The organism is Streptomyces sp. NPDC057136, assembly GCF_042670885.1.
Taxonomy (GTDB): domain Bacteria; phylum Actinomycetota; class Actinomycetes; order Streptomycetales; family Streptomycetaceae; genus Streptomyces.
This window is the reverse complement of sequence record NZ_JBHUUV010000037.1, coordinates 46,257-71,860: the sequence shown is the minus strand read 5'-3', so window position 1 is coordinate 71,860 and position 25,604 is coordinate 46,257. Positions and strand designations below refer to the sequence as shown.

Here is a 25,604-nt window from a genome sequence, read left to right as displayed (position 1 = left end):
GGCTGCCAGCCCGGTGCGGCGCAGTGGTGACGGTACGGGCGTCCTGGACGCCACCACGGTCTCCTCGGCAGCCTGGCTCGCCGGGTCGGGCCTGCAACCACGCGTAAGGGGGCGGCCTCCGAGGAGGCCGCCCCCTTTACGTGTCGCGTTTATGTGTCGGGGCTCAGAACTTGTTGCGCGGGGTGATCCCCAAGGACATGCCGGACAGGCCGCGCTGGCGGCCCCCCAGCTTCTCCGCGATGGAGCGCAGCGCGGCTCCGGCGGGCGAGTCCGGGTCGGACAGGACGACGGGCTTGCCCTCGTCGCCGCCCTCGCGCAGCCGTACGTCGATCGGGATGGAGCCGAGCACCGGCACCGTGGCGCCGACGGTCTTCGTCAGCCCCTCGGCGACCCGCTGACCGCCGCCCGAACCGAACACGTCGACCATCTCGTCGCAGTGCGGGCACGGCATGCCCGACATGTTCTCGACGACGCCGACGATCTTCTGGTGGGTCTGCACGGCGATGGAGCCGGCCCGCTCGGCGACCTCGGCCGCGGCCTGCTGCGGCGTCGTGACGATGAGGATCTCGGCGTTCGGTACGAGCTGCGCCACGGAGATCGCGATGTCACCGGTGCCCGGCGGCAGGTCGAGCAGCAGGACGTCCAGGTCGCCCCAGTACACATCGGCGAGGAACTGCTGGAGCGCGCGGTGGAGCATCGGTCCGCGCCACACCACCGGGGCGTTGCCCGGTGTGAACATGCCGATGGAGATGACCTTCACGCCGTGCGCCGACGGCGGCATGATCATGTTCTCGACCTGGGTGGGCTTGCCGTCCACGCCGAGCATGCGCGGCACGCTGTGCCCGTAGATGTCCGCGTCCACGACGCCGACCTTGAGCCCGTCGGCGGCCATCGCCGCCGCCAGGTTCACCGTCACCGAGGACTTCCCGACGCCGCCCTTGCCGGACGCCACCGCGTAGACCCGGGTCAGGGAGCCGGGCTGGGCGAACGGCACCTCGCGCTCCGCCGTACCGCCGCGCAGCGAGCTCGCGAGCTCCTTGCGCTGCTCGTCGCTCATGACGTCGAGCGTGACCTCGACGCGGGACACGCCTTCGACGCGCGCCACCGCTTCGGTCACGTTGTTGGTGATGGTCTCGCGCATCGGACAGCCGGAGACCGTGAGATACACCGTGACAGCGACTACACCGTCAGCGTCGATCTCGATGGATTTCACCATGCCGAGTTCGGTGATCGGACGGTGGATCTCCGGGTCGTTCACTGTCGCCAGTGCTTCACGCACCGCGTCTTCCGTAGCCATACCGACGATGTTACGGCGCATGCCCCTACGCCCGGGTAACCCGTCAGCGGTCGCCTTCGTCACTCTCGGCCTCGAAGAGGACCTGCCGGTCCTCCATGTCCTTCACCATGTCCTGCAACTCCGACCTGATCCAGTCCCGGGTGGCCACCTCGCCCAGGCCCATCCGGAGCGAGGCGATCTCCCGGGTGAGGTACTCGGTGTCGGCGATGGAGCGCTCGTTCTGCTTGCGGTCCTGCTCGTGGGTGACCCGGTCGCGGTCGTCCTGCCGGTTCTGCGCGAGCAGGATCAGGGGGGCCGCGTACGAGGCCTGGAGCGACAGCATCAGGGTCAGGAAGATGAACGGGTACTCGTCGAACCGCAGCCCCACGGGCGCGGAGATGTTCCACACCACCCACAGGATGACGATCAGCGTCATCCAGACGAGGAACCGTCCGGTGCCCAGAAAACGGGCGATGCGCTCAGAGAACCGGCCGAACGCCTCAGGGTCGTACTCCGGCAGCAGACGGCGCCGCGGGGACTTCGGCTGGTCGAGCCGGGGCCGCGGTGGGCGCACGAGGCCCGAGGAGCCCGTCGACCCAGCCCTCGGGCGCTCCTCACCGGCCACGGGAGATCCCCTCCTCGCCGTGGAAGTCGGTCTCGCGCCAGTCCTCGGGCAGCAGGTGATCGAGCACGTCGTCGACGGTCACCGCGCCGAGGAGCGATCCGCTCACGTCCACGACGGGCACCGAGACCAGGTTGTACGCGGCCAGATAGCTGGTCACGGAGGACAGCGGGGTGTTCGGTGGCAGCGGTACGAGATCGCTGTCCACGATCGAGCTGACGAGGGTGAACGGCGGATCGCGCAGCAGCCGCTGGAAATGCACTGTGCCGAGGTACTTGCCCGTCGGGGTCTCGTCCGGCGGGCGGCAGACGTACACCTGCGCGGCCAGCGCGGGGGACAGGTCGGACCGCCTGACCCGGGCGAGCGCGTCGGCGACCGTGGCGTCCGGCCGCAGCACGATCGGCTCGGTCGTCATCAGACCGCCCGCCGTCCGCTCCTCGTACGCCATGAGGCGCCGCACGTCCGCCGCGTCGTCCGGACGCATCAGGGCCAGCAGCCTCTCCTTGTCCTCCTCGGGCAGCTCGGAGAGCAGGTCGGCCGCGTCGTCCGGGTCCATGGCCTCCAGGACGTCCGCGGCCCGCTCCTCCTTGAGCTTGCCCAGGATCTCCACCTGGTCGTCCTCGGGAAGCTCCTCCAGGACGTCCGCGAGCCGGTCGTCGTCGAGCGCTGCGGCGACCTCCGCACGGCGCTTCGGCGACAGATGGTGCAGGGCGTTGGCCACATCGGTGGGCCGCAGCCGTTCGAACGTGGCGACCAGGCTCTCGGCGCCCTGCCCGTGCTCCTCCAGCGAGAAGCCGCTGACCGCCGACCACTCGACGGTCAGGGTCTCGCCCTTGCGCCGCAGCGCACCGCCGCGCCCCTTGCGTACGAAGTACTTGTCGATCTCCCAGTCGCGACGGGCCGGGAGCTGCTGGATCGAGACGTCGAGGATGGTCACCTCCTCGTCGGTCTCCACCAGCTGGACCCGGCGGTCGAGGAACTCGCCGAGGATCAGACGTTCGGTCGGGCGCTGTTCGAAGCGCCGCATGTTGACCACGCCGGTGGTGATGACCTGACCGGACTCGACGCCCGTCACTCGGGTCATCGGCAGGAAGATCCGCCGCCGGCTCGTCAACTCGACGACCATGCCGAGCAGCCGCGGGGGGCGCCCGCCGACGCGCAGCATCGCCACCAGATCGCGGACCCGGCCGACCTGGTCACCATTGGGGTCGAAGACGGGCACACCGGACAGGTGCGAGACGAAGATCCTGGGAGCGCCTGCCACCATCCCGTGCACCTCCTCCGACTGTGATGCGAATACACCGTTATGCCGGGATCAGGCTAGCCCGTACCGCTCCGCGGCGCCCCGGTGGGCCGTCCGTACGGCTCTCTGCAAAGAGGCGTAGTCAGCACGGGTACGCTGCCGTCTGCCACCCCCGACACGCAGATGAGAGGCAGTGCGCCCGTGACCTCTTTTGCCCCGGCCGTCCGGGCCCATCACCGGACCGCCCTCGCCGTAGTGCTCTGTGCGGGGCTGACCGCAGTCCTCACGGCGTGCGCCGGAGAGGACCCGGACAAGGGAACCAACGGCGTCGGCAAACTCAGTGCGGCGGAGATCGACAAGAAGACCAGAGCGGCGGCGGACTCCGCCGACGCGGTACGGCTCGCGGGCACCCTGGTCAGCAAGGGCGGCACGTACAGGCTCAACATGCAGCTCAACGCGGAGGGCGGCACGGGTTCCGTCACCTCGAAGAAGAACACCTTCGCGCTGCTGCGCATCGGCGACGAGCTCTTCCTCAAGGCCGACGCCGGTTTCTGGAACCACGACGAGGCGAGCGGCAAGGGCGAGGACAGCGATCAGGCTGCTGCCGACAAGCTCCAGGGCAAGTACGTGAAGGTCCCCGAGGGCGACCCCACGTACAAGCAGCTGCGCGGCTTCACGGACAAGAAAATCCTGCTCGACGGTCTGCTCGCCCTGCACGGCAAGGTCAACAAGGGCGACCGGGACAAGGTCGCCGGCGTCCCCACGGTGCAGATCGTGGGCGGAAAGGGTGAGGGCGGCGCACTCGACGTCTCGCTGAAGGGCACCCCGTATCCCGTACGGGTCGCGCGCGGCGGAGGCGGCGGCACGGTCACGCTCGCCGACTGGGGCAGGTCCTTCACCCTGAAGCCGCCGTCCGAGGACGAGACGGTCGACTACGGAGGCCAGCTCCCCAAGTCCTCCGACTGAGGACTGAGGACTGAGGGCTGAGGGAGTTTCGGGCTCCCCGTCAGCTCTTCTTACGGCGCTTCAGCAGCAGCCGGGGAAGCGCGGCGGGCACAGGCCGGCGGGTCGTCGCCCCGGTGGGCAGCGGCACCGCCGCCAACGAGGAGTCGGGCAGCTCCGTCCGGGACTCGCCGGGCTCCAGCCGCAGCACGCGGCACTCGCGCGCCCAGCGCTCGGTCATCTGCTCGGCGTCCGGCGCGTTCAGCCGCTTGCCCTTGAGCTCGGCGACCGCCGCCGCCCACTCCTCGGAGCGCGGCGCCGGTTCGGTCACCGCGGCGGTCCAGACGACCAGCCGGCCGCCCTTGTCCTTGCTGCGCACGGTGACCTCGGCCGCCGCCCCGTCCGCGAGCCCGTCCGGGAGCGGCTGCTCGCCGGGGCCGTCCCCGATGAGGTAGACGGCTCCCTCGTGCCAGACGTGCCACAGCGCCCGGGCGTGGCCGGTGCCCCGGACCCAGATCAGCCCGGACTTCTTGGTGGCCTCCTCGACAAGAGCCCGGCCCAGCAGCACGTCAGGAGCAGCAGCAGTCATGAGCGCACTCTATTAGACCCCCGGTTTCCGGTCGGTCTCAGAGCCAGCCGTTGCGCTTGAGGGTGCGGTGGATGGAGAAGCAGACGACGCCGATGACGCCCATCACCATCGGGTAGCCGTACTTCCACTGCAGCTCCGGCATGTGGTCGAAGTTCATGCCGTACACCCCGCAGATCATCGTCGGCACGGCGACGATGGCCGCCCAGGACGTGATCTTGCGCATGTCCTCGTTCTGCGTGACGGTCGCCTGCGCGAGGTTGGCCTGGAGGATGGAGTTCAGCAGCTCGTCGAAGCCGATGACCTCCTCCTGCACCCGGGCCAGGTGGTCCGCCACATCGCGGAAGTACTTCTGGATATCCGGGTCGATCAGCCGCATGGGCCGCTCGCTCAGCAGCTGCATCGGGCGCAGGAGCGGGGACACGGCCCGCTTGAACTCCAGCACCTCACGCTTCAGCTGGTAGATCCGGCCCGCGTCCGAACCGCGCGGGCTGCCCTTCGCCGGGGTGGAGAAGACACCGATCTCCACCTCGTCGATGTCGTCCTGCACCGCCTCCGCCACCGCGATGTACCCGTCCACGACGTGGTCGGCGATGGAGTGCAGCACGGCCGACGGGCCCTTGGCCAGCAGTTCGGTGTCCTCCTGAAGGCGGTGGCGCAGGGCGCGCAGCGAACCATGTCCGCCGTGCCGGACGGTGATGACGAAGTCCCGGCCGGTGAAGCACATGACCTCGCCGGTCTCGACGACCTCGCTGGTCGCGGTCAACTCGGCGTGCTCCACGTAGTGGATGGTCTTGAAGACGGTGAACAGCGTGTCGTCGTACCGCTCCAGCTTGGGCCGCTGGTGCGCGTGCACCGCGTCCTCGACGGCCAGCGGGTGAAGACCGAACTCCCGGGCGATACCGGCGAATTCCTCCTCCGTCGGCTCGTGCAGACCGATCCAGGCGAAGCCGCCCTGCTCCCGCACCCGGAGCATCGCCTCGTGCGGGGTCTGGCAGCCGGCCGCATCCTGGCGCCGTCCGTCGCGGTAGACCGCGCAGTCGACGACCGCGCTGGAGGCGGACGGGTCACGGGTCGTGTCGTAACTGTTGTACGGGGCGTTGCTCTTACGCAGGGACGGGCGCACGGCGGCGCGCAGGTCACGGATCATCGACATGGCTGGCTCCTTCACGGAGGGCCGTCGGCGGGCACGTGGAACAGCCCGGAATGGGGACGTGTCGCTACGTCCGCAAAGCGGGCGGCACCGCGGCAGCGCGATGACGGCGTTCGCTACAGACAGGCAAAAACGAGGGGCTCTTCCATCGCGCGAACTGCCGTGGGCCTTGGCCGTGAAGGCTTCAGGCGACAGAGGGAAGGCGTCGGGCGGAAGAGCGGTTGGTACTGCACGGTCGACTTGGATCCATGGCAGTCCCCACCTCCTCCGGCCGGTCCCCCGTGGGGGACGACGTGTGCCGGGACTGAGAGAGCAACGCTTCTGCGTGCTGTCCCGGCTGGCGGCCAGGCTACCAGCCGACTCGGGGTCAATCCCTTTCTTTGCCCGTTCCTGACGCGTCCTATGCTCGCGTCATGGAAGAAATTCTTGCGCTGGTCGAGGCCCGGCTCCGTACGGCCCTGGGCGAACCGGACGCACGCGCCGACGTGACCTTCCTCGGTACGGACCGTATCGAGGTGCTCCGCTTCATCGACGGCGACGTGGTGCGCTACGCCACACTCGGCATGTCCGGGCAGCCGATGGCCGACCCCACCTCGCCCCTCGCCGACCCGGTGAAGGGGCCGCGTGCCGAGCTGATCCTGTCGGTACGGGTGGGGCTCGCCGACACCGACCAGGTGCTGCGCCCGCTGGCCGTGCTGGCCGCGTCCCCGCAGGTCGAGGGGCTGATCGTGGCGCCCGGCGCCTCCCTCGACGTGGGGCAGCCGCTGTGGCCCGGGGCGCCCTTCAGCTCCGTCCTGGTCGCCGAGCCGGGCGGGCTCGTCGAGGACCTGGAACTGGACGCCCCCATGGACCCCGTGCACTTCCTGCCGCTCCTTCCGATGACGCACAACGAGGCCGCCTGGAAGCGGGTCAGGGGTGCGCAGGAGCTTCAGGAACGGTGGCTGTCGCACGGCACGGATCTGCGCGATCCGCTGCGTACCTCCGTGGCGCTCGACTGAGGCCGGTGCTCGACTGAGGCCGGTGCTCGACTGGGGCCGGCGCTCCACTGAGACGAACGGCACAGACCTCGCCCGCGGCCAGGAGGGGGAGCCGCGGGCGGGGAGCAACGGGGTTGGTGCGCCGGTCAGTTGTCGAAGGCCCTGACACCGTCATCGGTGGCGTGCTTCGGCTCCAGCTTCCGCACCTCCCGGGTCAGGGCCGTACGCCGGACCCATACGACGACGGCGCCGGCCAGCGCGGCGACCGCGGCGACTACGAACGGGATGTGGATGTCGGTCCACTCCTCGATCTTCGGGGTCCTCTCCCCGCATGGCTCTCTCGCTCTCCACTGGGTCGATGCCTCATGTACAGAATAAGTTAGGCAATCTAATAAATGCAAGTTACATCTATTTTCCCCGGTCGGAGCCACGCTGCGGACGGGTGATCGTCCTTGACGCGGCGACCACCGGAGAGGACCGTTGGACGCTATGAGGGGCGAACCCAGTTGCCCGAAGTGCGGTGGCCGGGTCAGGGCGCCCGGTCTCTTTGCCGACTCCTGGCAGTGCCCCACGCACGGCCAGGTGCACCCGATGCAGCCGGTGATCCCGCCCAGCGTCGAGTCGCTCGGTGTCGCGGTGCATCGCGCGCAGGTGCCGGTGTGGATGCCCTGGCCGCTGCCGGTGGGCTGGGTGTTCACGGGCGTGGCCTCCGCGGGGGACGACCGCAGCGGCGGGCGCGCCACCGCTGTCGCCTGCTCGGGTCCCGGGCCGCTCGGCGGCTTCGGTGAACTGCTGCTCGTCGCCGAGGAGCTCGGTGTCGGACTGGGTGCGCGGTACGCCGGCCTGGACGGCCCCGACCCCGGCCCGCACCTGTGCGTCAACGGGGCGCCCGAGGCCAAGGTGCTCGCCGCCGGACGCCCGACAGGGCTCTGGCACGTCAAGGGGGCCCCGGACGACCGGGCCGTCTTCGCGGGCGAGGCGCGCGGGCTGTGGCTCTGGGCGATCGTCTGGCCCGAACAGTCCGGGCTGCTGATGTACGACGAGCTGGTGCTGACGGATCTGCGCGACGCCGGGGCCGAAGTGGATCTCGTACCGTGCGGGGCGCTCACCCCGCGTTTGCTCACTCCCCCCTGACGGGCCGGACGGCCGACCGGGGGGAGTACGCGCGCCGGTTATCCTTGAGCGTCCCCTGTCCGGCCGCAAGCACTGGAGTCGCGTCGTGCGCATCGACCTGCACACCCACTCCACCGCGTCGGACGGCACGGACACCCCCGCCGAGCTGGTGGCCAACGCCGCCGCCGCGGGTCTCGATGTCGTCGCGCTCACCGACCACGACACCGTCGCGGGCCACGCCGAAGCGGTCGCGGCCCTGCCCGACGGCCTCACCCTCGTCACCGGCGCCGAGCTCTCCTGCCGCATCGACGGAGTGAGCCTGCACATGCTGGCGTACCTTTTCGACCCCCACGAGCCCGAACTGGCCCGTGAGCGCGAGCTGGTACGGGACGACCGGGTGCCGCGCGCACAGGCCATGGTGCAGAAGCTCCAGGAGCTGGGCGTCCCGGTCACCTGGGAGCAGGTCGCGTCGATCGCCGGGGACGGCTCGGTCGGCCGCCCGCACATCGCCACCGCACTCGTCGACCTCGGCGTCGTCGAGACCGTCTCCGACGCCTTCACGCCCGAGTGGCTCGCGAACGGCGGACGCGCGTACGCCGAGAAGCACGAACTCGACCCCTTCGACGCGATCCGGCTGGTCAAGGCCGCGGGCGGAGTCACCGTCTTCGCCCATCCGCTCGCCGTGAAGCGCGGCGAGGTGGTGCCCGAGGAGTCGATCGCGCTGCTCGCCGCGGCCGGACTCGACGGCATCGAGGTCGACCACATGGACCACGACGCGCCCACCAGGGCCCGGCTGCGCGGACTCGCCGGCGATCTGGGGCTGCTGCCCACCGGGTCCAGCGACTACCACGGCAGCCGCAAGACCGTGCAACTCGGTGAGTACACCACCGACCCCGAGATCTACGGCGAGATCACCCGGCGCGCAACGGGAGCCTTCCCGGTGCCGGGCGCCGGTGGATCCCGCCGCCCGTAAGAGCCTGTCGGGCTCCAAGGCCGCACGCGGCGCCCGCGCCGTAGCTCACGCCTTCCCGTCACACCTTCGCGCGCCCGGCCGCCACGGCCGCGTACGGCTGCCTTCACCCCTGCCGCCGGGCCGCGCCCCTCCTGTTCGACCCGCTCCCCACTCGCAAGGCTCACTGTGTTCGACGTCGCTGTCTTCGGTTCCCTTTTTCTCACGCTTTTTGTGATTATGGACCCGCCCGGAATCACCCCCATCTTCCTGGCCCTCACCGCCGGCCGGCCCGCCAAGGTCCAGCGCAGAATGGCATTTCAGGCCGTCGCGGTCGCCTTCGGTGTGATCGCCGTCTTCGGTCTGCTCGGTCAGCAGATCCTCGACTATCTCCATGTCTCCGTCCCCGCGCTGATGATCGCGGGCGGACTGCTCCTGCTGCTCATCGCGCTCGATCTGCTCACCGGCAAGACCGACGAGCCCACGCAGACCAAGGACGTCAACGTGGCGCTCGTACCGCTGGGCATGCCGCTGCTCGCGGGCCCCGGTGCGATCGTCTCGGTGATCCTCGCGGTGCAGAACGCCGACGGCGCGGCCGGCCAGATCTCGGTATGGACCGCCATCGTCGCCATGCACATCGTGCTCTGGCTCGTGATGCGCTACTCGCTGCTGATCATCCGTGTCATCAAGGACGGCGGCGTGGTGCTCGTGACCAGGCTCGCCGGGATGATGCTCTCGGCCATCGCCGTCCAGCAGATCATCAACGGTGTCACCCAGGTCATCCAGAACGCCTGACCCCGGACACCACAGCGCCCCCGTACGGTCCTTCCGTACGGGGGCGCTTCGTCTTTAGCGGCGCAATGCTGTGTCAGGCGTTACGAAGCCGAGCTTTCGGCCGGCCGGATGTAGATGCGCTGGCCTATGGCTGCGGCCTGCTGCACCATCCGGTTGACGGAGGCGGCGTCCACGACGGTGCTGTCCACGGCGGTACCGTCGACATCGTCGAGTCGCATGATCTCGAAGCGCATATGGCTTCCCTTCGTCTGATCCTCCTGCTGGAGAACTACTGGAGGACGGGGTGACCCGTCCGCAAGGATGAAGAGCGCAAGGCATGTGTGTCCGGCGCTCCACGATGTGTACAACGGCTTGCCGTCTGCAAACATTCCCTACGCTAAGGAAATTTTTTGGATGCCTAACTACCAGGTAGTAGCTGCGCAGGCGCAGCCGGTGAGGTCCGCATGAACGAAGCGGACGCGCCGACGGAGGGCCAGGCCGATATCCGCGAGTACCTGGACCGCACCAACGAGCTGCTCACGCGCGTGCTCGCGGAGGTGTCGAAGACCCCCTCGACCCATGCGATCTTCGTGGACGCGGGTTATGTGTACGCCGCGGCCGGACTGCTCGTCACCGGCACGGAGGACCGCCGCAACTTCGACCTCGACGCGGAAGGGATGATCGAGGCATTCATCGACAAGGCGCGGACGATCTTCGCGGACAGCAGGCTGCTGCGCGTCTACTGGTACGACGGGGCCAGGCGCCGCATCCACACCGTCGAGCAGCAGTCCATCGCCGAACTCCCCGACGTCAAGGTCAGACTGGGCAACCTCAACGCCAACAACCAGCAGAAGGGCGTCGATTCACTGATCCGTACCGACCTCGAATCGCTCGCCAGGCACCGTGCCATCAGTGACGCGGCGCTCGTCGGCGGGGACGAGGACCTGGTGTCGGCGGTCGAGGCGGCGCAGGGGTACGGGGCGCGCGTCCACCTCTGGGGCATCGAGGCGGGGGAGGGCCGCAACCAGGCCGAGCCGCTGCTGTGGGAGGTCGACAGCACGCGCACCTTCGACCTCGACTTCTGCCGCCCCTACGTCACGCGGCGCTCCGTCACCACGTACGAGGACGACACCCCGTCACCCTCGCGCGAGAACGTCCGCTTCGTCGGCGCGCAGATCGCCGCCACCTGGCTCTCCGCCCGTGGCCGTGAGTCCCTGGCCGACCTGCTGCCCGGCCATCCCTATCTGCCGGGCTCCGTCGACCAGGACCTGCTGGTGGAGGCCGAGCGGCTGCTCCAGCACTCCCTGCGCGGCCACGCCCATCTGCGGCGCGCGCTGCGCGACGGCTTCTGGCAGCACCTGCAGTCGCAGTACTGAGCCGGCTGCCGCCCGACGCTCCCGGTCATGGGGGGGCGTCGGGCGGCGGCTCGCCGCCGTGGGTGCGGGATCAGTGGCTGTCCCAGAACGAGACCAGCGCCGCCGCCGTCTCCAGGGGCCGTGCCGTGTTGGGGGAGTGCTCGGCGCCCTCGATGGTGGTGCGACGGGCGCCCAGCCGCCGGGCCATGTCGTCGAGCCGCTCCACGGGCCAGACGTCGTCGCGTTCGCCGGACACCACATGGACGGGCAGTGGCAGGGCGGCGAGCTCTGCCACCCGGTCCGGCTCGGCCGACAGCTGGGCACCGGTCGCGACGAGCTGCGCGGGGCTGTGGCGCAGCCAGCGGCGGCGCAGATCCTCGCCGTCGCCGGTGTCGGCGTCCTGCGGCGGGTCGAGGGCCCGCATGGCCTCCCACACCTCGGCCATGCTCAGCGTGCGCAGCGCGTCGCCGAGCATCTTGATCCTGTCCCGCTGGCCGGGGGTGACCTCGGCGGGCCCGGAGGACATGAGGGTCAGTGAGCGGAAGGGGGAGGCGTCCAGCAGTACGGCGGCACGGGCGACCTGACCGCCCAGCGAGTGGCCCAGCAGATGGATACGGTGCCCCGCGGCACCGAGCGCCTCCGCCTGCGCCAGCACATCGAGGGCCAACTCCTCCTGTGCGTACGGCTCCTGACGGTCCGTGCCCTCCGTCTCGTACTGCCCGCGGCCATCCACGGAGACCACGCGGTAGCCGGCCTCGGCGAGCGGTTCGAGCAGGGCGATGAAGTCCTCCTTGCTGCCGGTGTATCCGGGCAGCAGGAGCGCGGTGGAGTGTGCCCCGGTACGCGGTGCGGCGTCCAGGACGGCGAAGTCCCCGCGCGCGGTACGCAGTGCGCGGGCACGGGCGCAGGGGGGCGGGGTGAAGGTGGGTGGCCGACTCATGGAACGAGGCTATCGCCGGTCGGGGGCGCCGGTCGGGGGCGTACGCACGAGGGGCCGGGTACTCCGCGTGGTGCGGAGTACCCGGCCCCTCGTGTCGTGCGGTGGGATCAGCTCTCGGTCGTGGCCGCTTCGGCCTTCGCCGTCGTCGTGCGGGCACGGCGGCGGCGCGGCTTCGCAGAGGCCTCGGACTCGGCCTCGGCCACCGCGGGGGCGGTCGCCTCGGCGGCCTCCGCGTTCACGGCTGCACGCGGACGGCGGCGGCGCGGCTTCGTCTCGCCCTCGGCGGCCGGAGCCTCCGAGACCGTTTCCGTCTTCGGCTTGGCGGCGGGACGGGTCCGACGGCGCGTCTCCGTCACCGGCTCGGACGGCGGGGCGATCTGGAAGTCGACCTCGTCGACCGCGGGCTTGATGACACGGGCGCGGCGGCGCGGCTTGGTCACCGGCTCGGCGGCCGCGACGGCGACGGTCTGGAAGTCGACCGCCACCTCCGCCTTGACCTTGCTCCTGGTGGCCCTCACCTTGGGTGCCGGGACCTCCGTCACCGTCTCGGCCACCGGCTCTGCGGCGGTCGTACGGGGGGCACGGCGGCGGCGCGGCTTCTCCTCGGCCACGGGCTCCGCCACGTCCTCGACGGCCACCGGCGCGGCCTCGGCCACGGCGACCGCTGCCTCGGCGACCGCTGCCTCGGCGACACCCTCGGGGGCGCCGACACGGGCACGACGACGGCGGCGCGGCGTACGCGGCTCCGACGCATCGGCCTCGGCCGGCTCGACGACGGCCTCGGCGGCCGGGGCGGGCACCGTGGCGGCGCCCTCCTCGAGCGTGCCGCCACTCCGCGTACGGCGACGCTGGCGCGGTGTACGGGCCGGGCGCTCCTCACGGACGGGGGCAGGGGCCGAGGCGGCGGACTTGCGGCCGCGGCCGCCGGTCTCGCCGAGGTCCTCGACCTCTTCCGCCCGCAGACCCGCACGGGTCCGCTCGGCACGCGGCAGGACACCCTTGGTGCCCGCCGGGATGTTGAGCTCCTCGTAGAGGTGCGGCGACGTGGAGTATGTCTCGACCGGGTCCGGGAACTTCAGGTCGAGCGCCTTGTTGATCAGCTGCCAGCGCGGGATGTCGTCCCAGTCCACCAGAGTGATCGCGATGCCCTTGGCCCCCGCGCGGCCGGTGCGGCCGATGCGGTGGAGGTAGGTCTTCTCGTCCTCGGGCGACTGGTAGTTGACGACGTGGGTCACACCCTCGACGTCGATACCGCGCGCGGCGACGTCGGTGCAGACGAGGACGTCCACCTTGCCGTTGCGGAAGGCGCGCAGCGCCTGCTCACGGGCGCCCTGGCCGAGGTCGCCGTGGACCGCACCGGAGGCGAAACCGCGCTTCTCCAGCTGCTCGGCGATGTCGGCCGCCGTGCGCTTCGTACGGCAGAAGATCATCGCGAGCCCGCGGCCCTCGGCCTGCAGGATGCGCGAGAGCATCTCCGGCTTGTCCATGTTGTGCGCGCGGTAGACGTACTGCGCGGTGTTCTTGACGGTCGTGCCCTCGTCGTCGGGCGAGGTGGCGTTGATGTGCGTCGGCTGCGACATGTAGCGCCGCGCGAGGCTGATGACGGCGCCCGGCATCGTCGCCGAGAACAGCATCGTCTGGCGCTTCGGCGGCAGCATCGTGATGATGCGCTCGACGTCGGGCAGGAAGCCCAGGTCGAGCATCTCGTCGGCCTCGTCGAGGACGAGCACACGGATGTGCGAGAGGTCGAGCTTGCGCTGACCCGCCAGGTCGAGGAGACGCCCCGGGGTGCCGACGATCACATCGACGCCCTTCTTGAGGGCCTCGACCTGCGGCTCGTACGCACGGCCGCCGTAGATCGCGAGCACGCGGACGTTACGGACCTTGCCGGCGGTCAGCAGGTCGTTGGTGACCTGCTGGCACAGCTCACGGGTCGGAACGACGATGAGGGCCTGCGGCGCGTCGGTCAGCTTGTCGGGCGCGGCGCGCCCCGCCTCGACGTCGGCGGGAACGGTGACGCGCTCCAGGAGGGGGAGGCCGAAACCGAGCGTCTTGCCGGTGCCGGTCTTGGCCTGGCCGATGACGTCGGATCCGGAGAGCGCTACGGGGAGCGTCATCTCCTGGATGGGGAAGGGGGACATGATGCCGACTGCCTCAAGGGCTTCGGCCGTCTCGGGAAGGATTCCGAGGTCGCGGAACGTAGTCAGGGTGCTGCCTCTTCTGTGAGACGCGGTCCGAGGCGAACGCTGGGGGTCGTACCGTGCCGGGGTTGGTCATCCGGCCGTGGATGGGCCGGGTGGCGCGGGACCACTGCCGTCGCTCGAGCGCTCGTGCCGCTGAGGGGGCCCCTCAGCTGCGGTCGTACGTGTCGTACGCACCGCGTGGAGGGCTGTCGGGTCGGAGCCGATCGGGCCACCGACCGGGCATCCTCATTCAAAAGCGCTCCGAGCACAGTCAAATGCTCAGTAAGCGCAATACCACTGTACCCCGGATTCGCGCATGTGTGTTGGGCGAATTCATCGGAACGGTGTGACGTCCATGGTCGACCGGGCCCTTACACCTCTCCCGGGGGCGGCTATTGTGCGCTGCATGGAGACGCCTGACAACGCCAATGAAGCCCCCGCACTCACCGGGATCGCCGCCCAGGACTGGGCCACCGCGTCCGCCGCGCCGCAGTACCGCGCCGCTGTCGTCGATCTTCTCGGCGCACTGGCCTACGGCGAACTGGCGGCCTTCGAGCGACTCGCCGAAGACGCCAAACTCGCTCCGACACTCGGTGACAAGGCGGAGCTGGCAAAGATGGCCTCCGCCGAATTCCATCATTTCGAGCAGCTGACGGAGCGCCTCACCGCGATCGACGAGGAGCCCACGGCGGCCATGGAGCCGTTCGCCAAGGCGCTCGACGACTTCCACCGCCAGACCGCGCCGTCGGACTGGCTGGAAGGCCTCGTCAAGGCGTACGTGGGCGATTCGATCGCCAGCGACTTCTACCGGGAGGTCGCGGCCCGGCTCGACACGGACACCCGCTCCCTCGTCCTGGCTGTGCTCGACGACACAGGACACGGGAACTTCGCGGTCGAGAAGGTGCGTGCCGCCATCGAGGCCGAGCCGAGGGTCGGCGGACGTCTCGCGCTGTGGGCCCGCCGGCTGATGGGCGAGGCGCTCTCGCAGGCCCAGCGGGTGGTCGCCGACCGTGACGCACTGTCGACGATGCTCGTCGGCGGGGTGGCCGACGGATTCGACCTGGCCGAGGTCGGCCGGATGTTCTCCAGGATCACCGAGGCGCACACCAAGCGGATGGCGGCCCTCGGCCTCGCCGCGTAGTCACCCGCGCGGCCGGGGCACGGCCCTACTGGACCGCCGCCGAACGGGCCAGGCGGCGGCTGCGCGGGCGGATCAGCAGGGACAGCGTCACCGTCCCGACGAACACCGCGCCGGCCAAGGTCGCCGGCAGATGCCCCGCCCCCAGCGCCGAATGCGTCAGATACGCGCCGAACAGGGCACCCAGTGCGCCGGTGACGAAGACCGCACGGACGGACGGGAGCCGGTCCGGCAGCGAGCGGAGCGCCACCCAGGAGAGGGCGAGTCCGAGCGCGACGGAGCCGAAGGTTTCCCAGATCACAGACGATCACCTCGCGGGTTGCGGGGAGGGCAAATCGGTCGTAGGCGGTCTTACCCGGGGCCCGCGGAACGCAACCCTCCCGCGGTCTGCGGAAACACCTACGGGGGACGGCCGACGACGCACCCGGTCGGCACACGCGACAGCCCACGGGTCGGCACACGAAGGAGCGGCCCGGCAGATATCCGCCGGGCCGCTCCTTCTGTCCGTTGAGTCGCGCCTAGAGCGCGCCGAACCCCACCCGTCGGGTGCTGGGCTCGCCGATCTCCACGTAAGCGATCCGGTCGGCCGGCACCAGAACCTTGCGGCCCTTGTCGTCCGTGAGGCTGAGCAGCTGCGCCTTGCCGGCGAGCGCCTCGGCGACCGCGCTCTCGACCTTTTCGGCGGAAAGCCCGCTCTCCAGAACGATCTCCCGGGGCGTGTGCTGCACCCCGATCTTGACCTCCACGGCTATGTCCCTCCGACGGTCAGTCTCTGCGCGGTGAACCGCGCCGTACGCAGCACACATTAGCCCGGTGAGGGGACCGAGCACGGCCCGACCGGCAACGCCCGCAGCGAACACCGGAGGTGATGACGTGGGTACGGCCCGGCTCGGCGCGGGTCAGTGCTGATCGATGCCGTGCAGCGGGAATCCCGCGATGCCCCGCCAGGCGAGCGAGGTCAGCAGCTGCACCGCCGTGTCGCGGGGGATGCTGGAGCCGCTGGAGAGCCAGTAGCGGGCCACCACCTGGGAGACACCGCCCAGGCCGACCGCGAGCAGCATGGACTCGTCCTTGGACAGCCCCGTGTCACCGGCGATGACGTCGGAGATGGCCTCCGCGCACTGGAGCGATACCCGGTCGACCCGTTCGCGTACCGCGGGCTCGTTGGTCAGGTCGGACTCGAAGACGAGCCGGAAGGCCCCGCCCTCGTCCTCCACGTACGCGAAGTAGGCGTCCATCGTCGCCTCGACGCGCAGCTTGTTGTCCGTCGTCGAGGCCAGTGCGGTACGCACCGCGTGGAGCAGCGACTCGCAGTGCTGGTCGAGCAGGGCCAGATAGAGCTCCAGCTTGCCCGGGAAGTGCTGGTAGAGCACCGGCTTGCTGACACCCGCACGCTCGGCGATGTCGTCCATCGCGGCGGAGTGGTAGCCCTGCGCGACGAAGACCTCCTGCGCGGCGCCCAGCAACTGATTGCGTCGGGCACGGCGGGGCAGGCGAGTGCCCCGCGGGCGCGCTGCCTCTGTCTGCTCGATGGCTGTCACGCCGCCTCCCAAAATTGTGTTCAAGCACAGCTCTTCCGTGCACGCTGCGCCGTGCGGCCATCGTACTTTTGGGTAACCCGGGTATGCGCGGCGCGGACGCAGAATTTCATGGACCGGACGACTGCGATAGCCACAGATGTACGGAGTTGGAGAACAAAGCGGGTTGTATTACCGGTAATCGTCTTCGTCCTGAGAGACAACGCGGGCCTGCTCCGAGGCATCCGCCTCATTCACCCTGTCCCGGTCGATGCTCGTCAGCGGGTCGTCGCGCCGCTGCTGGACATCCGCCTGCTGCTCGGCGGCGTCGGCCTCGGGGGTCTCCTGGTCCGGTTCGTCGGGCTGGACGTCCTCGAACGTGTCCGGGTCGCTGGGGTCGACCGTCATAGCGGCTTCCTTCCTTCCCTTGAAGCCTAGGAGCAACCGTGCCGAGCCGCTACGCGGTCTGTGACCGCGAACACACGAACCGGCGCGTGATCGTCTCGTAACATTGCCCGCATGTCTTCGACCGAGCTGCCGGGTACCAGGGCCGCCGCTGCCGCGGCCGCTCCCACGGTCAGTGCCGTCAGAGTCGCGGAGGGGGAAAGGCTGCGCTCCGTCACGCTGGCGGGCCTCACCCTGACCGTCCGCTCCCGGCCGCCGCTGCGCACAGGGCTCGACCCCGCCCTCTACATCCACGGGCTCGGCGGCTCGTCCCAGAACTGGTCGGCGCTGATGCCGCTGCTGGGGGACGTGGTCGACAGCGAGGCGCTGGACCTGCCCGGTTTCGGGGACTCGCCACCGCCGGACGACGGCAACTACTCGGTGACCGGGCACGCGCGCGCCGTGATCCGGCTGCTCGACGCGGGGGAGCGCGGGCCCGTCCACCTCTTCGGTAATTCCCTGGGCGGCACGGTCGCCACCCGGGTCGCGGCCGTCCGCCCCGACCTGGTGCGCACCCTCACCCTGATCTCGCCCGCGCTGCCGGAGCTCCGGGTGCAGCGGTCCGCCGTTCCGACCGGGCTGCTGGCCGTCCCCGGCGTCGCGTCCCTCTTCTTCCGGCTCACGAAGGACTGGACCGCCGAACAACGCACGCGCGGGGTCATGGCACTCTGTTACGGCGATCCGGCACGGGTCTCCGAAGAAGGATTCCGTCACGCGGTGGCGGAAATGGAGCGCCGACTGGAGCTGCCGTACTTCTGGGACGCCATGACGCGCTCGGCCCGTGGCATCGTCGATGCCTACACACTGGGCGGGCAGCACGGACTGTGGCGCCAGGCCGAGCGGGTGCTCGCACCGACCCTGCTGGTGTACGGCGGACGGGACCAGCTGGTCTCGTACCGGATGGCACGCAGGGCGTCCGCGGCCTTCCGCGACACCCGGCTGGTGACACTGCCCGAGGCAGGGCACGTAGCGATGATGGAGTACCCGGAGACGGTCGCCCAGGCGTTCCGGGATCTGCTCGACGAATGCGGCGGGAGCTGATCCGGGGCGTGGGACGACATAGTCGAAAGGGCCCCGAGGCCAAGGGCCAGGGCAGCACGAGCGCCGAAGGCGATCCCGGGACGGGCCCGTCAAGGGCCGCTCCGGCGGGGGCAGCCCCGTCCGGGGCCGGCAGCGGACGGCGCAGGCGCGGAGCCGCCACGCCGCCCGGGGGCGACGGACACACCCCGTTCCACGGTGGGCCGCAGGTGCGCGGAGGCCACCCCGAACAGCGCGAGGCCGGCGGTGGCTGGGGAACCGGACCGCAGCCGCGCTACGGCGACTGGCAGGGCGCCGGGCGCCAGGGCCAGGCAGGACCCTCAGGGCCCGCGGGGTTTGCCGGAGCGGGCCGTGGCGGGGCACCGCGAGGGATGCCGCCGCAGATGTACGGCACCGGCCAGACTCCCGCACAGCAGGTATCCGCCCAGCAGGCGGTGGCCCGGCAGGTGTCGGCCCAGGAGGCGGCGCAGCGCGCTGCCGACGGGCGCGCGGGAACGCGGCCCACGGTGACCGAGGGCCCGGTGCTGCCCGGGCCCCGTCGGGAGTTCGTCGACGCGTTCGACGGTGCCCCGCCCGCTTCCTCGCCGTCCGAGGTCACCCCATGGGGTGACGGGCAGTCGTTCGAAGAGGGAACGGAAGAGGCCGAGGACTCCGTACCGGGCAAGGGCGGGAAGGGGCGTACGTTCACCGGGATCGCCGCCGCCGCCGTCACGACCGTGCTCGCCGTCGTGGTGGCCGGGCAGGTCGCCCAGGACCCGGACGACCGGGACGTCGCCTCGCAGGCCGCCGGGGTGGACCGCGAGGGCAGCGAGGACGCCTCCCGCTCCGACGCCCGGGCCACGCCGCAGCCGAAGGTTGTCCAGGTCAAGCCGCTCTCGTACGAGCAGAAGATGGCGAAGCCCTATCCGCTCGCTCCCGGGCTGAAGGCCACCGGGAAATTCGAGGCGATTCCGGGACTGGCGAAAGCACCGGGCAAGGGGCAGAAGTACCGCTATCGGATCGATGTCGAAAAGGGTCTCGCACTCGACGCCGGGCTATTCGCCGACGCCGTTCAGAAGACGCTGAACGACGACAGGAGTTGGGCACACAACGGTGCCATGACGTTCGAGCGGATCTCCTCGGGCGAAGCCGATTTCGTGATCACCCTGGCCAGTCCCGCGACCACCGGAGTCTGGTGCGCGAAATCGGGTCTGGATACGACTGAGGACAATGTCTCCTGCGATTCGGCCCAGACCGAACGCGTCATGATCAATGCCTACCGCTGGGCGCAGGGTTCGTCGACCTTCGGTCCGGAGAAGCTCATGGCCTACCGTCAGATGCTCATCAATCACGAGGTCGGCCACCGGCTGGGGTACGGGCACGTGAGCTGCCGGACGCCCGGCTCACTGGCCCCCGTGATGCAACAGCAGACCAAGTCGCTGGACATCGGAGGGATCGAGTGCCGCCCCAACGCCTGGGTGCATCCCGGCAATTGAGCCGCTGTGTCCGTTGTCGGTGACGTCCGCTCAGGGGCCCCTGCCTGCACCCTTGTCCGGATCGTGAGACGGGCGTCTCATTCCGCGTTGACATCGACGATCGGGTCGTCCATATTTCTCGGCATGTCACGCAGTCCTGTCACCTCCGAGCGCGCCGCCATTGAGATGGCGCTCCTCGGCGTGACCGGAATCTGCGTAGCCGACGTTCTCTGTCGCTGACGCCTGCCCGAGCGCGCGTCGGCCCTTTTTCCGGACCATTCCTGGTTCTTCCCGGACCACTTCTGGTTTCTCGGCCCTTCATGACTGCCGCGCCTGGGCGTATTCCGCCCGCAGGCGCGGCATTTCGGTGTTCCGCCCCGTTCTTCTCGCTGTCGCCTGCGCACGGACCCTTTCCGAATTTCCTGCCAGCAGTACACCGAGAGGTCATCTTCCGATGCGTCAAACGTCCGTCATATCGCGCCGCGTGGCAGCGGCAGCCGTTGGTCTGGTCCTGGCCGTGGGCGCCGCGGCCTGCGCCGGGCCCCAGGACACCAAGGGGAGCGACGGCGACTCCGGTGCCGGCGGCACGCCGCAGAAGGGCGGCACCCTCACCGTCCTCAACAGCAACCCGCAGGAGGACTTCGACCCCGCCCGGCTCTACACCTCCGGCGGCGGCAACGTCCCCTCGCTCGTCTTCCGTACGCTCACCACCCGCAACCGCGAGGACGGCGCCGCCGGCGCGAAGGTCGTCCCCGACCTCGCGACCGACCTGGGCACGCCCAGCGAGAACGCCACCGTCTGGACGTACACCCTCAAGGACGGGCTGAAGTACGAGGACGGCACCGCGATCACCAGCGCGGACATCAAGTACGGCATCGAGCGTTCGTTCGCCGCCGAACTCTCGGGCGGAGCCCCGTATCTGCGCGACTGGCTGATCGGCGGAGCCGACTACCAGGGTCCGTACAAGGACAAGAAGGGCCTCGACTCCATCGAGGTGCCGGACGCGAAGACCATCGTCTTCCGTCTCAACAAGCCCGAGGGCGAATTCCCCTATCTGGCGACCCAGACGCAGACCACCCCCGTACCGAAGGCCAAGGACACCGGTACCAAGTACGAGGACCACCCGGTCTCGTCGGGGCCGTACAAGGTCGTCACGAACGAGAACGACGGCGAGCGCCTCGTCCTGGAGCGCAACCCGCACTGGTCGGCGGCGACGGACGAGGAGCGCAAGGCGTACCCCGACCGGATCGACGTACGCTCCGGGCTCGACTCCGCGGTCCTCAACCAGCGGCTCTCCGCGTCCCAGGGCGCCGACGCCGCGGCCGTCACCACCGACACCAACCTGGGTCCCGCCGAACTCGCCAAGGTCACCGGCGACAAGACGCTCGCGTCCCGCGTCGGCACCGGTCGCTTCGGCTACACGAACTACCTCGCGTTCAACCCGAAGGTGAAGCCGTTCGACGACCCGAAGGTGCGGCAGGCGATCGCGTACGCCGTCGACCGCTCCTCGGTGGTCAACGCGGCCGGCGGTTCCTCGCTCGCCGAGCCCGCCACCACCTATCTGCCCAACCAGAAGTCCTTCGGCTACACGCCGTACGACCACTTCCCGGCAGGGAAGACCGGTAACGCCGCGAAGGCCAGGGAACTGCTGAAGGAGGCAGGCCACCCCAAGGGGCTGACCGTCACCCTCACCCACTCCAACGACAAGGACTTCGAGACCAGCCCGGAGATCGCCACGGCGCTCCAGGCCGCGCTCAAGAAGGCAGGGATCACTGTCGAACTCCAGGGCCTGGAGAGCAACGACTACTCCGACACCATCCACAGCGCCGACACGGAGCCGGGCTTCTTCCTCGCCCACTGGGGTGCCGACTGGCCCTCCGGAGGTCCGTTCCTCGCGCCGATCTTCGACGGCCGGCAGATCGTGAAGGACGGCGCCAACTTCAACACCGGCTTCCTGAACGACGCCTCGGTCAACAAGGAGATCGACGAGATCAACAAGCTGACCGACCTGAGCGCCGCCGCGAAGCGCTGGGGCGCGCTCGACAAGAAGATCGGTGAGCAGGCGCTGACCGTGCCGCTCTTCCACCCGGTGTACAAGCGGCTCTACGGCCAGGACGTCAAGAACGTCGTCATCAGCGACTGGACCGGCGTCCTCGACATCTCCCAGGCCTCGGTCAAGTAACCATGTCTCAGGCACTTCTGGTCCAGGAGGCGGGAGCGGCGCCGGTCGCCGCCCCCGCCTCGGGGGCCCGGCTGTTCTGGCGGCGGCTGCGCGCACAGCGCGCGGCCACCGCCGCGGCGGCCGTGGTCCTCCTGCTCGTCCTGGTCGCACTCGCCGCGCCGCTCCTCACCGCGCTGGCGGGCCAGGACCCCACCACGTACCACCCCGACCTCGTCGACTCGGCGGCCGGAGGCGTGCCGATCGGCTCCTTCGGAGGCATCAGCGCGGAGCACTGGCTCGGCGTCGAACCCCAGACCGGCCGCGATCTGTTCGCCCGCGTCGTCTACGGGGCACGCGTCTCGCTCGGCGTCGCCGTCGTCGCGACCGTCCTCCAGGTCGCGATCGGGCTCGTCATCGGGCTCGCGGCCGCCCTCGGCAGCCGCTGGGTCGACCAGGTCCTCAGCCGGATCACCGACATCTACGTCGCCCTGCCGATCATGGTGACCGCGCTGGCGCTCCTCGCGATCGTCCCGCAGTCCTTCCCCCGGCCCGTCCTGATCGCCCTCGTCATCGGCGGGATCAACTGGGCCGGCACCTCGAAAATCGTGCGGGCCCAGGCACTCGCACTGAAATCCCTCGACTTCGTCTCGGCGGCACGGCTCGGCGGACGCGGCAAGTGGAGCATCGCCAGACGGGAGCTGCTGCCCTCGCTGGCCGCGCCCGTCATCACCTACGCGGCGCTGATGTTCCCCACCAACATCGTCGTCGAGGCGGCGCTGTCCTTCCTCGGCGTCGGCATCAAACCGCCCACCCCGTCCTGGGGCCAGATGCTCACCGAGGCCGACACCTGGTACCAGGCGGCCCCCACCTATCTGCTGCTCCCCACCGGGCTGCTCTTCGTCACCGTGCTCGCGCTGACCGTCCTCGGCGAGGGCGTCCGCACGGCACTCGACCCGCGTGCCGCGTCGCGGCTGCGGATCGGCACCGGACGGAAGAAGGAACAGTCCTCATGACCGGCTTCGCACTACGCAGACTCGGTGGAGCCCTCTTCGTGCTCCTCGCGCTCACCGTCATCCTGTACGCGGTCTTCTACGTCGCCCCGGGTGACGTCGCCCAGATCGCCTGCGGCCCGCGCTGCTCACCCGCCCAGGTCGCCCAGGTCACCGAGCAACTGCGGCTGAACGACCCGGTGTACGTGCAGTACGGGCACTTCCTCCAGGGCATCGTCGCCGGACGCGACTTCTCCACCGGCACCGGCGTCGAGCACTGCTCCGCGCCGTGCCTCGGCGTCTCGTACCAGAGCAACCAGCAGGTCACCGAACTGATCCTGGCCAAGCTGCCCGTCACCGGCTCGCTCGTCGTCGGCGCCTTCGTCGGCTACGTCCTGCTCGGCGTCGGAACGGGACTGCTGTCCGTGTGGCGGCGCGGCCGGATCACCGAACGGGTGCTCACCTGGCTGACCCTCGCGGGCACCGCCACCCCCGTCTTCGTCATCGGGCTGCTGCTCATCATCGTCTTCTGCTCCACCCTTCAGTGGCTGCCGTCGCCGACGTACGTGCCCTTCACCGAGAACCCCGAACAGTGGGCCTGGGGGCTGCTGCTGCCCTGGGTGTCGCTGGCGCTCATCGAGTCCGCCAAGTACGCGCGGCTGACCAGGAGTTCCATGCTGGAGACGCTCGCCGACGACCATGTGCGCACCTTCCGCGCCTACGGCGTCAGCGAGCGGGCCATCATCGGCCGGCACGCGCTGCGCGGGGCGCTCGCGCCCGTGATCGCGCTCGGCGCCCTCGATGTCGGCACCATGTTCGGTGGCGCGGTGCTCACCGAGTCGCTGTTCGGGATTCCGGGCATCGGGCGCGAACTGGTCCACGCCGTCAAGGTCGTCGACCTGCCGGTGGTCGTCGGCATGGTGCTGGTGACCGGCTTCTTCGTGGTGCTCGCCAATGCCGTCGCGGATCTGCTGTACGCGGCGGCCGACCGACGGGTGGTCCTGTCATGACACAGCCCCTGGTAGAGGTACAGGACCTCACCATCGACTTCGGTGACGTCCGGGCCGTGGACGGCCTCTCGTTCACCCTGGAAGCCGGCGGCGCACTCGGCGTCGTGGGCGAATCCGGCTCCGGCAAGAGCGCCTCCGCGTACGCCCTGCTCGGCCTGCACCGCGGTACGGGAGCCCGGGTCTCCGGAACGGTCCGCGTCGCTGGTACGGACGTGGGCGCCGCGGACGACCGCGAACTGCGGGCCCTGCGGGGTGCGCAGGCCGCCATGGTCTTCCAGGACCCGCTGTCCTCGCTCGACCCGTACTACGCGGTCGGCGACCAGATCGCCGAGGTGTACCGGGTGCACACCGCCGCTTCGAGGCGGGCGGCCCGGGCCCGGGCCGTGGAGGTCCTGGACCGGGTCGGCATCCCCGACGCGGCCCGGCGCGCGAACTCCCGGCCGCACGAGTTCTCCGGCGGGATGCGGCAGCGCGCCCTGATCGCGATGGCCCTGGCCTGCGAACCGCGGCTGCTGATCGCCGACGAACCGACCACCGCCCTGGACGTCACCGTGCAGGCCCAGATCCTGGACCTCCTGCACACCCTGCGCCACGAGACGGGCATGGGACTGCTGCTGGTCACCCACGACGTGGGCGTCGCCGCGGAGAGCGTCGACGAGGTGCTGGTCATGCGGGCGGGCCGGGAGATCGAACGCGGCCCTGTCGCCGAGGTGCTGAGCGCGCCCCGGCAGCCGTACACCCGGGCACTGCTCTCGGCGGTGCCCCGGGTGGACGCGATACGGGTGGCGCCGGTTCCGGCGCCCCGTACTGCTGCCGATGTGACGCCCCTGCTCGAAGCCGTGGACCTGCGGCGCGAGTTCGGCCGGGGACGCGACCGGGTAGCCGCCGTGGACGGGGTCTCGCTCACCGTCCACGCGGGCGAGACCCTCGGCATCGTCGGCGAGAGCGGCAGCGGTAAGACGACGCTCGGGCGGATGCTCGTCCGGCTGCTCGATCCGAGCTCGGGGCGGCTCCGTTACGGGGGGACGGAGATCGGCTCGCTGTCGGAGAAGGCGATGCGCCCGTACCGGCGGGACCTCCAGATGGTCTTCCAGGACCCGGTGTCCTCGCTCAACCCGCGGCGCTCGATCGGCGAATCCGTGGCCGACCCGCTCCGGGCGGCGGGGGAGAGCGACGAGGCCCGCATCCGGGCCCGGGTGGGCGAACTGCTGGAACGGGTCGGACTCGACCCCGACCGGTACGAACGCTATCCGCACGAGTTCAGCGGCGGACAGCGCCAGCGCGTCGGAATCGCCCGCGCGCTCGCCGCCCGGCCGAAGCTGATCGTCTGCGACGAGCCTGTCTCGGCACTCGACGTCACGACCCAGGCGCAGGTCGTCGCGCTCCTCGCCGAACTCCAGCGGGAGCTGGGCATCGGACTCGTCTTCATCGCCCACGACCTCGCCGTCGTACGGCAGGTCAGCGACCGGGTCGCGGTCATGCGGCAGGGCCGGATCGTGGAGCAGGGACCGGCCGACGAGGTGTACGGCAATCCCAGCGACCCGTACACCAAGCAGCTCCTGGCCGCCGTGCCCGCGCTCGATCCGACGCGCGCGGCGGTGCGCCGAAATGCCCGCAAGGAGCTGGCCGCAGCCTGACCCTGCGTAACCCGACGGCTCCTTACCGCGACAGAACGCTACCGGGGCAGGAAAGTTACGACGGTTCACCCCTTTCGGTGGCGCGACGGACAACCGTCCGTCG

26 protein-coding genes and 1 pseudogene are annotated in these 25,604 nt (G+C 70.2%); 14 read left to right on the top strand and 13 right to left on the bottom strand.

The window, feature by feature from the left end; all coding sequences use genetic code 11:
- Positions 1-163 precede the first annotated feature (163 nt).
- The 3 genes from ACFT7S_RS31940 to ACFT7S_RS31930 are packed head-to-tail and all read right to left on the bottom strand — an operon-like array spanning position 164 to position 3,165.
- A complete protein-coding gene (locus ACFT7S_RS31940; RefSeq protein WP_382737730.1) occupies positions 164-1,297 on the bottom strand; it encodes an Mrp/NBP35 family ATP-binding protein in 1,134 nt (377 codons plus the stop codon).
- 43 nt (positions 1,298-1,340) lie between these two features.
- Positions 1,341-1,901 carry a DUF1003 domain-containing protein gene (locus ACFT7S_RS31935; protein ID WP_382737728.1) on the bottom strand — a complete coding sequence of 187 codons (561 nt, stop codon included), beginning with the start codon at positions 1,899-1,901 and terminating at the stop codon, positions 1,341-1,343.
- On the bottom strand, positions 1,891-3,165 hold the full coding sequence (locus ACFT7S_RS31930) for a magnesium transporter MgtE N-terminal domain-containing protein (RefSeq protein WP_382737726.1): 1,275 nt from the start codon (positions 3,163-3,165) through the stop codon (positions 1,891-1,893). Before ACFT7S_RS31930 ends, ACFT7S_RS31935 begins: the two co-directional genes overlap by 11 nt.
- 177 nt (positions 3,166-3,342) lie before the next feature.
- Here ACFT7S_RS31930 and ACFT7S_RS31925 point away from each other — a divergent pair, with 177 nt between their 5' ends.
- Positions 3,343-4,107, top strand: coding sequence for a hypothetical protein (locus ACFT7S_RS31925; protein WP_382737724.1), 765 nt, complete (start codon positions 3,343-3,345; stop codon positions 4,105-4,107).
- A 40-nt stretch (positions 4,108-4,147) separates the two neighbouring features.
- On the opposite strand, the gene ACFT7S_RS31920 is transcribed toward ACFT7S_RS31925, so the two are convergent.
- Both ACFT7S_RS31920 and ACFT7S_RS31915 read right to left on the bottom strand, forming a co-directional pair.
- Complete coding sequence (locus tag ACFT7S_RS31920) at positions 4,148-4,672, bottom strand: hypothetical protein (protein WP_382737722.1); 525 nt, start codon at positions 4,670-4,672, stop codon at positions 4,148-4,150.
- Between the two features lie 37 nt (positions 4,673-4,709).
- Positions 4,710-5,825 (bottom strand): magnesium and cobalt transport protein CorA, encoded by a 1,116-nt coding sequence (locus ACFT7S_RS31915; protein WP_382737720.1) that lies wholly within the window; start codon positions 5,823-5,825, stop codon positions 4,710-4,712.
- Between the two features lie 410 nt (positions 5,826-6,235).
- Here ACFT7S_RS31915 and ACFT7S_RS31910 point away from each other — a divergent pair, with 410 nt between their 5' ends.
- Positions 6,236-6,820, top strand: coding sequence for a suppressor of fused domain protein (locus ACFT7S_RS31910; RefSeq protein WP_382737719.1), 585 nt, complete (start codon positions 6,236-6,238; stop codon positions 6,818-6,820).
- Positions 6,821-6,945: 125 nt separating this feature from the next.
- Here ACFT7S_RS31910 and ACFT7S_RS31905 read toward each other — a convergent pair.
- Positions 6,946-7,119 (bottom strand): annotated as a pseudogene (locus ACFT7S_RS31905) (MFS transporter); the annotation flags it as partial.
- A gap of 169 nt (positions 7,120-7,288) precedes the next feature.
- Between ACFT7S_RS31905 and ACFT7S_RS31900 the strand changes: the two are divergent.
- The 3 genes from ACFT7S_RS31900 (at position 7,289) to ACFT7S_RS31890 (ending at position 9,656) form a co-directional block, all read left to right on the top strand.
- Positions 7,289-7,933 (top strand): DUF6758 family protein, encoded by a 645-nt coding sequence (locus ACFT7S_RS31900; protein WP_382737717.1) that lies wholly within the window; start codon positions 7,289-7,291, stop codon positions 7,931-7,933.
- An 85-nt stretch (positions 7,934-8,018) separates the two neighbouring features.
- On the top strand, positions 8,019-8,885 hold the full coding sequence (locus tag ACFT7S_RS31895) for a PHP domain-containing protein (RefSeq protein WP_382737715.1): 867 nt from the start codon (positions 8,019-8,021) through the stop codon (positions 8,883-8,885).
- Between the two features lie 165 nt (positions 8,886-9,050).
- The gene (locus ACFT7S_RS31890; RefSeq protein WP_382737713.1) at positions 9,051-9,656 is read left to right on the top strand and encodes a MarC family protein; all 606 of its coding nucleotides are present in this window, start codon (positions 9,051-9,053) and stop codon (positions 9,654-9,656) included.
- 80 nt (positions 9,657-9,736) lie between these two features.
- Here the strand turns inward: ACFT7S_RS31890 and ACFT7S_RS31885 are convergent, their stop codons facing one another.
- On the bottom strand, positions 9,737-9,889 hold the full coding sequence (locus ACFT7S_RS31885) for a hypothetical protein (protein ID WP_362835566.1): 153 nt from the start codon (positions 9,887-9,889) through the stop codon (positions 9,737-9,739).
- 210 nt (positions 9,890-10,099) lie between these two features.
- Between ACFT7S_RS31885 and ACFT7S_RS31880 the strand changes: the two genes are divergently transcribed.
- Positions 10,100-11,011, top strand: a complete 912-nt coding sequence (locus tag ACFT7S_RS31880) for an NYN domain-containing protein (protein ID WP_382737711.1) — start codon at positions 10,100-10,102, stop codon at positions 11,009-11,011.
- A 70-nt stretch (positions 11,012-11,081) separates the two neighbouring features.
- On the opposite strand, the gene ACFT7S_RS31875 is transcribed toward ACFT7S_RS31880, so the two are convergent.
- Both ACFT7S_RS31875 and ACFT7S_RS31870 read right to left on the bottom strand, forming a co-directional pair.
- Complete coding sequence (locus ACFT7S_RS31875; RefSeq protein ID WP_382737709.1) at positions 11,082-11,930, bottom strand: alpha/beta fold hydrolase; 849 nt, start codon at positions 11,928-11,930, stop codon at positions 11,082-11,084.
- Positions 11,931-12,037: 107 nt separating this feature from the next.
- The gene (locus ACFT7S_RS31870; protein ID WP_382737708.1) at positions 12,038-14,071 is read right to left on the bottom strand and encodes a DEAD/DEAH box helicase; all 2,034 of its coding nucleotides are present in this window, start codon (positions 14,069-14,071) and stop codon (positions 12,038-12,040) included.
- A 448-nt stretch (positions 14,072-14,519) separates the two neighbouring features.
- On the opposite strand from ACFT7S_RS31870, the gene ACFT7S_RS31865 reads away from it, so the two are divergent.
- The gene (locus ACFT7S_RS31865; RefSeq protein WP_328905702.1) at positions 14,520-15,254 is read left to right on the top strand and encodes a ferritin-like fold-containing protein; all 735 of its coding nucleotides are present in this window, start codon (positions 14,520-14,522) and stop codon (positions 15,252-15,254) included.
- Positions 15,255-15,279: 25 nt separating this feature from the next.
- Here ACFT7S_RS31865 and ACFT7S_RS31860 read toward each other — a convergent pair whose 3' ends face one another.
- The 4 genes from ACFT7S_RS31860 to ACFT7S_RS31845 form a co-directional block, all read right to left on the bottom strand.
- Entirely contained in the window at positions 15,280-15,552 is a 273-nt protein-coding gene (locus ACFT7S_RS31860; RefSeq protein ID WP_382737705.1) for a hypothetical protein, read from the bottom strand.
- 217 nt (positions 15,553-15,769) lie between these two features.
- Positions 15,770-15,997: a DUF3107 domain-containing protein gene (locus ACFT7S_RS31855; protein WP_173315718.1), complete on the bottom strand. Its 228-nt coding sequence runs from the start codon at positions 15,995-15,997 to the stop codon at positions 15,770-15,772.
- 153 nt (positions 15,998-16,150) lie between these two features.
- Positions 16,151-16,792: a TetR/AcrR family transcriptional regulator gene (locus ACFT7S_RS31850; RefSeq protein ID WP_329946214.1), complete on the bottom strand. Its 642-nt coding sequence runs from the start codon at positions 16,790-16,792 to the stop codon at positions 16,151-16,153.
- A 168-nt stretch (positions 16,793-16,960) separates the two neighbouring features.
- Positions 16,961-17,176, bottom strand: coding sequence for a hypothetical protein (locus tag ACFT7S_RS31845; RefSeq protein WP_382737703.1), 216 nt, complete (start codon positions 17,174-17,176; stop codon positions 16,961-16,963).
- Between the two features lie 111 nt (positions 17,177-17,287).
- Here ACFT7S_RS31845 and ACFT7S_RS31840 point away from each other — a divergent pair, with 111 nt between their 5' ends.
- The 7 genes from ACFT7S_RS31840 (at position 17,288) to ACFT7S_RS31810 (ending at position 25,501) form a co-directional block, all read left to right on the top strand.
- Positions 17,288-18,253 (top strand): alpha/beta fold hydrolase, encoded by a 966-nt coding sequence (locus tag ACFT7S_RS31840; RefSeq protein ID WP_382737701.1) that lies wholly within the window; start codon positions 17,288-17,290, stop codon positions 18,251-18,253.
- Positions 18,238-19,725, top strand: coding sequence for a DUF3152 domain-containing protein (locus ACFT7S_RS31835; protein WP_382737699.1), 1,488 nt, complete (start codon positions 18,238-18,240; stop codon positions 19,723-19,725). The genes ACFT7S_RS31840 and ACFT7S_RS31835 overlap by 16 nt, the downstream gene beginning before the upstream one ends.
- A 123-nt stretch (positions 19,726-19,848) precedes the next feature.
- Positions 19,849-19,944: an Ms4533A family Cys-rich leader peptide gene (locus ACFT7S_RS31830; protein ID WP_382737697.1), complete on the top strand. Its 96-nt coding sequence runs from the start codon at positions 19,849-19,851 to the stop codon at positions 19,942-19,944.
- A 214-nt stretch (positions 19,945-20,158) separates the two neighbouring features.
- Positions 20,159-21,886: an ABC transporter substrate-binding protein gene (locus ACFT7S_RS31825; protein WP_382737695.1), complete on the top strand. Its 1,728-nt coding sequence runs from the start codon at positions 20,159-20,161 to the stop codon at positions 21,884-21,886.
- Between the two features lie 2 nt (positions 21,887-21,888).
- Entirely contained in the window at positions 21,889-22,878 is a 990-nt protein-coding gene (locus ACFT7S_RS31820; protein ID WP_382737693.1) for an ABC transporter permease, read from the top strand.
- The gene (locus ACFT7S_RS31815) at positions 22,875-23,864 is read left to right on the top strand and encodes an ABC transporter permease (protein ID WP_382737691.1); all 990 of its coding nucleotides are present in this window, start codon (positions 22,875-22,877) and stop codon (positions 23,862-23,864) included. Before ACFT7S_RS31820 ends, ACFT7S_RS31815 begins: the two co-directional genes overlap by 4 nt.
- Positions 23,861-25,501, top strand: a complete 1,641-nt coding sequence (locus tag ACFT7S_RS31810; protein WP_382737689.1) for an ABC transporter ATP-binding protein — start codon at positions 23,861-23,863, stop codon at positions 25,499-25,501. The genes ACFT7S_RS31815 and ACFT7S_RS31810 overlap by 4 nt, the downstream gene beginning before the upstream one ends.
- Positions 25,502-25,604 lie beyond the last annotated feature (103 nt).